The sequence below is a fragment of the Caulobacter sp. D5 genome, assembly GCF_003185805.1.
Taxonomy (GTDB): Bacteria; Pseudomonadota; Alphaproteobacteria; order Caulobacterales; family Caulobacteraceae; genus Caulobacter.
The window spans coordinates 1-10,865 of record NZ_QHJY01000228.1 but is presented as its reverse complement, the minus strand read 5'-3'; the positions used below and the strand labels follow the sequence as shown (position 1 = coordinate 10,865).

The window sequence follows — 10,865 nt, the reverse complement described above, 5'->3', positions numbered from 1 at the left end:
CCCCTCACCCGACCTCGCTCCGCGAGGCCACCCTCTCCCGCAAGGGGAGAGGGATCAGGCTGTCGGCGTGCGCCGCGAAATCGCCGCCCGGGTGTCGTCCTGGGCGAGGCCGACGAGGCGTTCCATGGCCTGGCGGGCCTGGTCCGCGCGGCCGGCGGCGATGGCGTCGAAGACCTTCCAGTGGTCGGGAATCGGGTCGCGGGCCAGTTCGCGGTCGCGCTGCTTGAAGATGGTGGTCCAGCGGACGGCCGCGCCGATGCTGCTGGACAGGGTGCGCAGCGGTTCGTTGCTGGTGGCCTCGAGCACGGTGTCGTGGAAGTCGCGGTCGGCGGCCCGGCCCGCTTCGGTGGCCAGGGTGTGCTGCTGCATCTGGATCAGCGCCGTGCGCATGCGCTCCAGCTGGTCCTCGTCGCGGCGCTCGGCGGCCAGGGCGGCGGCGGCCGGCTCGACGATCATTCGCAGTTCGTGCAGGCCGGTGAGGAACTCCTCGCTGGGTTCGGCCTCGAAGAACCAGGCCAGGACCTCGGGGTCCAGCAGGCTCCAGCGCGAGCGCGGGCTGACGCGGGTGCCGGCCTTGGGACGGCTCTCGACCAGGCCCTTGGCGGCCAGGATGCGGATGGCCTCGCGATAGGCGCTGCGCGAGACGTGCAGCTGGACGCTGGCGTCGATCTCGTTGTTGAGCACGTCGCCCGGCTGGTACTGGCCCGAGACGATGGCGATTCCCAGGGTGCGCGCGATCGACCCGTGGATCCGGCCGGAGAACCCCTCCTCGCGCTCGAACTCGCCGTCCGCGCCCGAACCCTTCGCCTTGCCCACGCCGCCTCCGCTGTCGCCAAACGGCGTCGCCGCCGGTGATGCGGACGACTCTAGCGAGACTAATTGTCTGACGACAAGGAAATTCACCTCGAGGCGAACATTCAGGTGCCGCGACCCCGCCTGGTAAAAGTATGATAAATCAGGTGATAGAACGGTTGGCGACCGATCCGAAGCCCCCTCGCCGGCCGTTCGGCGGACGGTTCGAAGCCCATATATCCGGGTTTGACTTGCCCGCCGCGATCGCTATTTGTCTGACTAATTACAAACGAGAGGATCGACCATGCCCTTGCGGTTCGTGCAGCTGAAGACGCCCGACGGCGCCCGCGCCCTCGCGGCGATCGACGACACGGGCGCGGCCCGCAAGGTCGGCGCCGCCGACACGCTCTACGCCCTGGCCCAGCTGGCCGTCGACAAGGGCGTCAGCCTGGCCGACGCGGCCGCCCCGCTGGGCGAGGCGATCGACGTCGCCGCCGCCCTGGCCGAAGGCCGGGTGCTGGCCCCGATCGACCACGCCGACCCGGCCCACCTGGTGATGACCGGCACCGGCCTGACCCACCTTGGCTCGGCCGAGGGTCGCGACAAGATGCACAAGGCCGCACAAAGCGGCGAACAGCTGACCGACTCGATGCGGATGTTCCTGATGGGCGTCGAGGGCGGCAAGCCCGAGGGCGGCCAGGAAGGCGTGCAGCCGGAGTGGTTCTACAAGGGCGACGGCACGCAACTGGTCGGCCCCGGCCAGGCCCTGACCTCGCCCTCGTTCGCCAAGGACGGCGGCGAGGAGCCCGAGATCGCCGGCGTCTACCTGATCGGTCCCGACGGCGCGCCGCACCGCCTGGGCTTCTGCCTGGCCAACGAGTTCTCCGACCACGTGATCGAGCGCGGCAACTATCTGTGGCTGGCCCACTCGAAGCTGCGCCAGGCGGCGCTGGGCCCCGAACTGCTGAGCGGCGAGCTGCCGGCCGACGTGCGCGGCGCGAGCCGGATCGTGCGCGACGGCGAGACCGTGTGGGAGAAGCCCTTCCTGTCGGGCGAGGCCAACATGTCCCACACCATCGCCAACCTGGAGCACCACCACTTCAAGTACGCACTGTTCCGCCGCCCGGGCGACGTGCACGTGCACTTCTTCGGCACGGCCACCCTGTCGTTCTCGGAAGGCTTCCAGACGCAGCTGGGCGACGTGTTCGAGATCGAGGCTGCGCCGTTCACCCTGCCGGTGCGCAACCCGCTGGCCCAGGACGCGGCGCCGGCCGAGGTCACCGTGACGGTGAAGGCGCTCTGATCTCTGCCCTCTTGTCCGAGCATCCCGGCCTTCGCCGGGGATGCTCGGAAATTGGGTGACCGACCAGGACCACGCACAGCAAAAAGGCCTCGCACCGCAGGGTGCGAGGCCTTTTCGTTTGTCGTTGAAGAACGGGAGCGGCGAACCGCTCCCCTCCCCGACTTTACTCAGCAGCCGTCGCCGGCTCGCCTTCGAGGGCCACAGGCGCCTCCTCGGCGGTGACCCGGCTGCCCCACAGGGCGTAGAACAGCACGTAGAGCTCGCAGATGGCGGTGACCAGGAACGAGATCTGCAGGCCGTAGGTGTCGGCGATCTTGCCCTGGACGATGACCAGAGCGCCGCCGGCGATGGCCATGACCAAGAGGCCCGAGCCTTCCTCGGTCAGCGCGCCCAGGCCCTTGATGCCCAGGGTGAAGATGGTCGGGAACATGATCGAGTGGAACAGGCCCACGGCGATCAGGCTCCACATGGCGACCGGGCCGCTGGAGAAGGTGGTGATGATCATCACCACGAAGGCCAAGCTCGAGAAGATCGCCAGCACCTTGGCCGGATCGACCTTGCGCATCCAGACGCTGCCGATGAAGCGGCCGACCATCATCCCGCCCCACAGCAGGAACAGGTAGCGCGAGGCCTCGGTGTGGGTCAGGCCGCCGATCTTCGGATCGGAGACGAAGTTGATGAAGAGGTTCGACACGCCGATCTCGGCGATCAGGTAGATGAAGATGGCCGGGATGCCGAGCACCAGGTTGCGGTGCTTCCACAGCGAGTGGCTCTTGCGCTCGCTGACGGCGGCGCGGCGGGTCGAGCTGCCGAGGTCGGGCAGCTTGTAGCGGGCGATGACCACGGCCAGGGCGACCAGCACCACGGCGACGATGAAGTAGGGCAGCTGCACCGACTGGGCGTCGGCCAGGCGCTCGGCCTGGGCCAGCACCTTGCCGGCCTCGGCGTTGCCCGAGGCGCTGCGGCTGAGGATCAGGTAGCCGCCGAACAGCGGGGCCAGGGTGGTGCCCAGCGAGTTGAAGGCCTGCACCAGGTTGAGGCGCGAGGAGGCCGTCTCCGGCGGGCCGACCACGGCCACGTAGGGGTTGGCGGCGACCTGCAGCAGGGTGATGCCGGAAGCGACGATGAAGAGAGCGGTCAGCACCACGCCGTAGGACGGGATGCGGGCGGCCGGGATCATCAACAGCGCCCCGAAGGCCATGATCAGCAGGCCGGTGACCATCGACTTCTTGTAGCCGATCTTCTCGATCAGCTTGGCCGACGGGATGGAGGCGAAGAAGTAGGCGATGAACCACACCGACTCGATCAGGGTCGTCTGGGTGTAGTTGAGGTCGAACACCGAGCGCAGGTGCGGCAGCAGGGTGTTGTTGATGACCGTGATGAAGCCCCACATGAAGAAGAGGCTGGCCAGCAGGGTCAGCGCGGAGCGCTGAGCGCGGGGGTCGCCCACGCTAGCCGCGCCGGCTCCTGCGCCAGCTCCTAGGGGCGTGGTGATCGGTGCGGGCATTCCCGGGTCTCCCGTTGGCGAAGGGCGACGTCTTGACGTTGCGCCCTAGTTTTTTGTCTGAGTATATGGCGGCCTAATGGCCGTCAACGCCGACAGAGCGCGGCGGGCCCGATCCGGAGAGGAAACTGATGAAGACCTGGCGCCACGTCCTGCCGAGCCTTGCCGTACTCGCCGCCGCCGCGGGTGCGTCGGTAGCCCTTCCCCAGGCCTCCTGGGCCGCCGAGATCAGCCGCAAGTCCTTCGGCCAAACCCCTGACGGCCAGGCCGTCGAGGCGATTACCCTGACCAACGCCAAGGGCGTGTCGGCCACCGTCATCACCTATGGCGCGACCCTGCAGTCGCTGGTCGCCCCCGACCGCGCCGGCAAGAAGGCCGACATCGTGCTCGGCTACAAGGACGCGGCCGAATATGTGAAGACCGCCAACTATTTCGGCGGTTCGGTCGGCCGGTTCGCCAACCGCATCGGCAAGGGCAAGTTCGTCCTCGACGGCAAGACCTACCAGCTGGCCCTGAACAACAACGGCGTGGCCGCCCTGCACGGCGGCGTGAAGGGCTTCGACAAGGTGGTCTGGACGGTGCGCGACGCCAAGGCCGGCCCGACCGCCTCGGTGACCTTCGAGCACGTCAGCCCGGACGGCGAGGAAGGCTATCCCGGCACGCTGACGGCCACGGCGACCTATGCGCTGGACGAGAACAACCAGCTGACGATCACCTACGGCGCCACGACCGACAAGCCGACCATCGTCAACATCACCAACCACGCCCTGTTCAACGTCGCCGGCGAAGGCGCGTCGGAAGGGGCCATGGGCAATGTGCTGACCATCGCCGCCGACGGCTATTCGCCGGTGGACGGCGAGCTGATTCCGACGGGCGTGACGACGCCGGTGGCCGGCACCGTGTTCGACTTCCGCAAGCCCACCGCCGTCGGCGACCGGATCCGTGACGCCAGCGACGCCCAGATCGTCGCCGGCCGCGGCTACGACCACAACTACGTGCTGACCGGCAAGGCGGGCGGGGCTCTGCGCCTGGGCGCGCGTCTGGCCGATCCCAAGAGCGGCCGCGTGCTGGAGATCCTGACCGACCAGCCGGGCATCCAGTTCTACGCCGGCAACTTCATCGACGGCACGACGGTGGGCAAGAGCGGCAAGATCTATCGCCAGGGCGACGGCATCGCGCTGGAGCCGCAGCACTTCCCCGACGCGCCCAACAAGCCGCAGTTCGCGCCGGTGCGGTTGGATCCGGGCCAGACCTACAAGAACGTGATGATCTTCCGCCTGACCACCGACGGAAAGAAATAGGCGCAAAAAAGAAGCCCGGCGGTTACCCGCCGGGCTTAGTTCATTAGGGAGGAAACGCCCAGGAAGGGCAGAGGCGCTCGCGCCTCACGAGGTTGTAGTTAGCGCTACCAACGGCGAATTCAAGCCTCTTCCCGCAAAAAGTGACGCTTTGTCGCGGAACATGTTCAACGAACGGTATCGGGAACAGTTTTCAGGACGACCTTGCCGGGCGTCAGACCCGGCGCCGTCGCCGTGACGTTGAGCGCTCCGCCCTGCCCGGCCCCGCGCACCAGGGCCATGGCCCGCCCCTGCCAGGCCTGGCGAGTCGGCGAGGCGAACGAGGCGTGGTCGGTCGGCGCGCCGTTGTCGGCGGCCACGAAGGCGCCGGCGCCCGCGACCTGGAAGGTGATCGCGTCCTGCGCCGAGGGCACGACGACGCCCTTGGCGTCGACCACCCTGGCGCGGACGATGGCGAGGTCGTCGAAGCCGGTCCCGACCTTGTCGCCCTCCACCGACAGCTCGACGCGGGCAGGCTTGCCGGCGGTGCGCAGCACGTCCTCCAGCTTGACGCCCGGATCGCGGCAGGCCGCCCTCACCTCGCCCGGCGCGAAGGTCACGCTCCACTGGCGCGGCGAGGCGTCGGCGGGCAGCGGCTTGGCGCCCAGCCAGCGGCCGTTGAGCGAAACGTCGACGCTGGCGCAGTTGGAATAGACCTCGATGGTCTCGTCGTGCGGCGTGAGATCGGCCGGCGTCCAGTCGTCGTAGACCGCGACCTTGGGCTGGGGCGTGGCCACGGCGATCATGGTCGGCAAGGCCGGGGCGGGACCGGCGCCGTCGGATGATGGCGGCGGCGCGGCGGGCATTGCATTGCGCACCACGTGCAGGACGGGCTTCTCGGCCCACCAGGAGGCGCGCTGCAGGCCGATGGGCTTGGCCAGGCCCGTGCGGTCGATCAGGCCAGCCGGGTTGTCGATATTGGGCCAGCCGCTGCGGTCGGCCTCGCCCAGATAGTCGATCCCAGTCCAAAGGAACATGCCGGCATAGGCCGGGTAATCGCGCACGGCGACCCAGGAGGTGCGGGTCTTGCTGTTCTCGGTCCCGACGATGATCCGCGATGGCTTGGCGTCGTGGGCGGCGATCAGCTCGTTCTCGCGATAGTTCTGGCCGACCACGTCGAGCATGTCGGCGAAGCCGTTCTGGTAGTCGCCGGTCACATTGGGGCGGAACAGGCCCATGGTCACCGGCCGGGTCGGATCGGTGGCGTGCATGACGGCCAGCAGGCTCTTCAGCGCCGCCTTGGCCTGGACCGGATAGGCGGTGTCGTGGATCTCGTTGCCGGCGCTCCACAGGATGATGCTGGCGTGGTTGCGGTCGCGGCGGACCATGTCGCGGGCGTCGCGCTTGTGCCAGTCGCTGAAGAACAGGTGGTAGTCGCCGGGCGTCTTGGAGACGTTCCACTGGTCGAACAGCTCGTCCATGACCACGAAGCCCATCTCGTCGGTCAGGTCGAGGAAGTCGGGCGACGGCGGGTTGTGGGCGGTGCGGATGGCGTTGACGCCCAGGGCCTTCAGCGCGGTCAGCCGCTGGCGCCAGACGGCCATGGGAACCGCGGCCCCGACCGCGCCGCCGTCCATGTGCACGGCCACGCCCTTGAGCTTGACGTTCCGGCCGTTGAGCCAGAAGCCGCTGTCGGCCTTGAAGGCGACGTCGCGGACGCCGAAGCGCACGGTCTCGGCGTCCAGCCCCTGCCCGCCCTCGCCGACCACGCGGATCTCCGCGCGATAGAGGTTGGGCGTCTCCAGGTCCCAGCGTTTGGGCGAGGCGATGTCGAGCGAGAGTTTCAGGGTCTCGGTGCGGGCCGGATCGATGGCCACGGGCGCGACCTTGCCACGGGCGACCTCGGCGCCGGACGGGTCGCGGATCACGACCTCTAGGCCCGCCTTGGCGGCGTCATGGGCGTCGTTGATCACGTCGACGGCGATGTCGGCGGTGGCGCGATCGGCGCTGATCTTCGTGACGCTGACGAAGGCCCCGCCCTGCTCGACATGCTGGCCGGCGGTCTCGATCAGCCGCACCTTGCCATAGACGCCCGAGCCCGCGTACCAGCGCGAGGACGGGGCGTGGTCGGTGTCGGCGCGCACGGCCAGCACGTTCCTACCATCGGCGCGGATGAAGTCGGTGATGTCGTAGCGCAGGCCCACATAGCCGCTGGGGCGATGGCCCAGATGGTGGCCGTTGATCCAGACGCCGCTACGCTCCATCACGCCGTCCAGCTCGACGAAGACGCGGCGGCCGGGCGCGGGCGGCTTGATGTCGAGGGTCTTGCGGTACCAGCCGATCCCGGTGGGCAGGAAGCCGCCCGCCCCGCCGGCCCGGGCCCTGATGTCGAACGGACCGGTGATGGCCCAGTCGTGCGGCACGGAGACCTTGGCCCAGGCGCCGTCGTCGAAGGCGGCCGTCTCGGCGCCCTCGGGGTCGCCCTGGAAGAAGGTCCAGCCGTCGGCCAGCGGCGTCGTCACCCGGTCTGCTGCCTGGGCGGAGGCTAAGGCCGGCAGCGCCGCGAGGCCGAGCGCGGCGGCCAGGACGAGACGCGAGACGCCGCGCAGCGAAGGGTGAGCCATCGTTTTCTCCCTGGGGCGCGCATCGAGACGTGTCCCACATTTTGATATTTTATGTCATTTTATGAACTTTCCGCGCGAGCGCCAGCCCTCGTCACACTTCGTCGCAAAACGGTGTCGCGACCGGCGCGAACCTTTCCGCTAGGCCGGCGTTTGGCCGGGCGAGTTCGCGTACGGAGGGGGCGACATGTCTGGATTGGTCGATGTCGTGCCGTGCGAAGGCGGCTGGTGCGTGCGGGTTCACGACACCGGCGAGGTGCTGCGCTTCACCGGCGGCGGCGAGGCCGAACGCCGCGCGCGACGGCTGGCGGCGGAGTCCGAACGGCCGGTCGAGGTGCGGATCCACGACCGCGGCGGGCGGCTGGTCGGGCGGTGGATCACGGACGGGGCGGCGGCTTAAAATCCTTCTCCCCTTGCGGGAGAAGGTGTCATCCGCAGGATGACGGATGAGGGGTCTCTCAAAACTGGGACGCCCCACCCAGCCTGACCGCCGCCGCAGCTTACAGGACTATCAACCCCTCACCCGACCTCCTTCGGAGGCCACCCTCTCCCGCAAGGGGAGAGGGATTCAGGCTTCCGACCGCGCCACCACGACGGCCTGGGCCACGCGGCGCGAGGCGGCCAGGCGCCAGGCCAGAACCGCGCCCAAGACCGTCAGGGCCACGCCGCCAGCGATGGCCAGGCCCAGCTCCAGGCTGACGCCCGACAGGCTGCGGGCGGCCAGGTAGCCGGGGGCCAGCAGGCTGGCGATCCAGACCACGGCCGACAGCAGGTTGGCGGTCTGGAAGGTCCAGGACTTCATCTGCAGGATGCCGGCCATGATCGGCACGAAGGCGCGCAGCGGGCCGAAGAAGCGGCCGATGAAGATCGAGGCCACGCCGTAGCGGCGGGCGAACAGGCGCGTGCGGGCGATGGTGCGGCGGTTGGCGCGGAAGACCGGGGCGCGCAGGGCGCGCGGACCCAGGCGCCGGCCCAGGCCGTAGGACACCGCATCGCCCAGCACCGCGCCGAGGGTGCACCAGGCCAGGACTTCGAACGGGTCGAGCACGCCGCCGCCGATCAGGGTGCCGGCCAGCAGCATCAGGGCCGTGGCGGGCACGAAGGCGCCGATCAGGACGAGGGATTCGGCGAAGGTCAGGGCGCCAAGGATCACGCCGGCCCAGGCTTGATGCTCAGTGACAAAAGCAGCGACGGTCTTGAGCAGAGTGTCCATGGGGATCCTTCGAGGCCCCCACATGGCGATCAACGCGCCGCGCCGCCAGTGCGCCGCACGCCGCAGCGTCAATTAAACGCGACTGTGCCCCCGGCGCCTCACCAAGGTTGGGTAGCGACTACCCGATATTGGGGAGGCGGAGGCGTTCGAGCGCTACAGCTTGACCATTTTCAACAAACATCGTCATCCCGGGCGGAGCGCAGCGGAGACCCGGGACCCAGGGGCCGCCACAATGCGATGGCAGTCGCCAAGGCGCTTGAACCAGGCCTCCGAGCCCAGTCCCCTGGGTCCCGGATCGCGCCTTCGGCGCGTCCGGGATGACGAGGATTTGGGCGGGATGAAGCCTAGAACCGCACCCGCACGTTCAGGCCGGCGGCCTGGTTGCTGGTGCGGTCGCCGAACTCGGTGGTGTAGTTGAACTTCACCGAGACGCGGTCGTCGCCGATCACGTGCAGGTCGACGCCCGCGCGCCAGCCCGACTTGTCGAGCGCGGTGCGGATGTCGGCCGGATCGGACGACGGGTTCGATCCGATCAGCTGGAAGGGCATCTCGATCCGGTCGGTCGAATTGAAGAGGCCGCCGACGGTGAACGACACCGCCGCCTGGCTCCTGGCCGTCTCCTTCATCACGAAGCCCAGGGTGAGCTCGGGATTGGCCGTGCCGATGACCTGGGTGTGCGAGAGGCCCCGCGCGCCCATGCCGTCGAGCCCGCGCTCCTCGAAGCGCTGCTGGTGCAGCCCCGTGGCCCAGACGTTGAGGGCCGGACGCACGAACAGGCGGCCGTTCTCCATGACGTAGGCGAAGCGGGCGTCGGCGCGGACATAGCCGCTTTCCGGATCGGACTCCGCGCGGCCGATGGTGAAGATCTCGACCTGGCGGGCCGTCTCCATCCACTGCCAGCCGCCCGACAGCGAGAAGGCCATCTCGGCCCCGCCGCTGCGACGCTTGAAGCCGGCCCCGGCGCTGAGGCCCTGGCCCTGCGACCACGACCGCACGCCGTCGACCTTGACCCGATCCAGACGCTCCAGGCCCGCGGCCGCGGCGAACGACCAGCCGCCGTCCAGCGACTGCTCGAAGCCGCCGCGCAGGCGTCCGCCCTCGGCCTTGACGCCCAGGGTGTCGAACTCGCTCTCGCCGTCGGCGGTGGCCCGCTCGATCGTCGCCCAGGAGCACTTGCCGTCGACCTGCAGGGTCGGGTTGGCGCAGCCGAACAGCTGGGCCGAGAAGGCGTTGGACGAGGCCAGCTGGCTGCGCAGCGGGGCCAGGTGCGGCTCGGGGTTCAGGTTCTGGAAGATCCGCGTGTAGGTCGCTTCCTGGCCGGCCTGGAGGTTGCCGATCAGGGCCATCAGGCGGCCGATGCCGCCGGAGTCGCCCACGGCGATCGCCGAGTTCATGTGCCGGCCGAGAGCGCGGCCGTTCACATTGAGGAAGCCCTGGTCGAAGTGGGTGTCGAAGGCCAGCTGCACCGCGCCCGAGGTCGTCTGGATGCGGTAGTCCATGGCCAGGGTGTCGGCGATCTTCAGCCCGTTGTCGGTGACCGAGCCGCCGGCCGCGAACAGGGTGACGGGCTTGGAATCCTGCAGCCAGGTGAGGATCACGTCGCCCGTGCCGGCCACCACCACGTCGCCGGTGGCGTTGACGCGGTCCGAGGCGTAGGGGCCAAAGGCGACGTCGAAGGCCAGGTGGCCGGTCGAGGTCTGCACGTAGTGGCCGTCCAGGGCCACGGTGTTGATCACCCGCGCCCCGTAGAAGGGGTTGGTCGCGGGCGTGCCGATGGCGTCGAGATTGGCGAAGGTCGCCCCGGCCGCCAGGTCGATCGGCGTGCGCGTGGCCGACAGCCCCATCAGGAACTCGCCGGCGTTGGTGAAGGTCGCCGCGCCGCCGGGCACGGCCTGGGCCGAGATCCCCTGCGTCGACAGGCCCGAGGTCGAGACCGCCGACACCGCCAGCGGCCCGGTTCCAGCTGGATCGCGCAGGTCGATGGTCTTGAAGGCCATGAAGGTCGCGGCGGCCTTGTTGTCGAAGGCGTTGGAGCCCTCGCCCAGGTCGATGTCGCCGATCACCACGCCGCGGTTGTCGATACGCTCGTCGCCGACGCCGCCGACGATGGCCTGGCCCGAAACGGCCGAGACCAGGCCGGTATTGGCCAGGGTGT

The 10,865-nt window shown here is 69.2% G+C and carries 8 protein-coding genes and 1 pseudogene; 4 read left to right on the top strand and 5 right to left on the bottom strand.

The annotated features are described in order from the left end of the window. Positions 1-54: 54 nt before the first annotated feature. Positions 55-816, bottom strand: a complete 762-nt coding sequence (locus tag DMC18_RS15505) for a FadR/GntR family transcriptional regulator (protein WP_110121736.1) — start codon at positions 814-816, stop codon at positions 55-57. Between the two features lie 280 nt (positions 817-1,096). On the opposite strand from DMC18_RS15505, the gene araD1 reads away from it, so the two are divergent. After that, on the top strand, positions 1,097-2,095 hold the full coding sequence (araD1, locus tag DMC18_RS15500) for an AraD1 family protein (RefSeq protein WP_110121735.1): 999 nt from the start codon (positions 1,097-1,099) through the stop codon (positions 2,093-2,095). 163 nt (positions 2,096-2,258) lie between these two features. Here the strand turns inward: araD1 and DMC18_RS15495 are convergent, their stop codons facing one another. Beyond that, positions 2,259-3,545 (bottom strand): sugar MFS transporter, encoded by a 1,287-nt coding sequence (locus DMC18_RS15495; RefSeq protein WP_233245361.1) that lies wholly within the window; start codon positions 3,543-3,545, stop codon positions 2,259-2,261. 185 nt (positions 3,546-3,730) lie between these two features. Here DMC18_RS15495 and DMC18_RS15490 point away from each other — a divergent pair, with 185 nt between their 5' ends. Next, positions 3,731-4,900, top strand: coding sequence for an aldose epimerase family protein (locus tag DMC18_RS15490; protein ID WP_110121733.1), 1,170 nt, complete (start codon positions 3,731-3,733; stop codon positions 4,898-4,900). 164 nt (positions 4,901-5,064) lie between these two features. Here the strand turns inward: DMC18_RS15490 and DMC18_RS15485 are convergent, their stop codons facing one another. Continuing rightward, on the bottom strand, positions 5,065-7,500 hold the full coding sequence (locus tag DMC18_RS15485; RefSeq protein WP_110133078.1) for a glycoside hydrolase family 2 TIM barrel-domain containing protein: 2,436 nt from the start codon (positions 7,498-7,500) through the stop codon (positions 5,065-5,067). Between the two features lie 184 nt (positions 7,501-7,684). Between DMC18_RS15485 and DMC18_RS15480 the strand changes: the two genes are divergently transcribed. Further along, positions 7,685-7,897, top strand: a complete 213-nt coding sequence (locus DMC18_RS15480) for a DUF2188 domain-containing protein (RefSeq protein WP_110121731.1) — start codon at positions 7,685-7,687, stop codon at positions 7,895-7,897. A gap of 168 nt (positions 7,898-8,065) precedes the next feature. Here DMC18_RS15480 and DMC18_RS15475 read toward each other — a convergent pair whose 3' ends face one another. Next, positions 8,066-8,710, bottom strand: coding sequence for a DedA family protein (locus DMC18_RS15475; RefSeq protein ID WP_110121730.1), 645 nt, complete (start codon positions 8,708-8,710; stop codon positions 8,066-8,068). Positions 8,711-8,870: 160 nt separating this feature from the next. Here DMC18_RS15475 and DMC18_RS15470 point away from each other — a divergent pair. Continuing rightward, positions 8,871-9,032 (top strand): annotated as a pseudogene (locus tag DMC18_RS15470) (hypothetical protein); the annotation flags it as partial. Between the two features lie 22 nt (positions 9,033-9,054). Here DMC18_RS15470 and DMC18_RS26070 read toward each other — a convergent pair. Next, positions 9,055-10,865, bottom strand: a 1,811-nt coding sequence (locus DMC18_RS26070; RefSeq protein ID WP_158285919.1) for an autotransporter domain-containing protein, incomplete at its 5' end; no start/stop codon positions are given.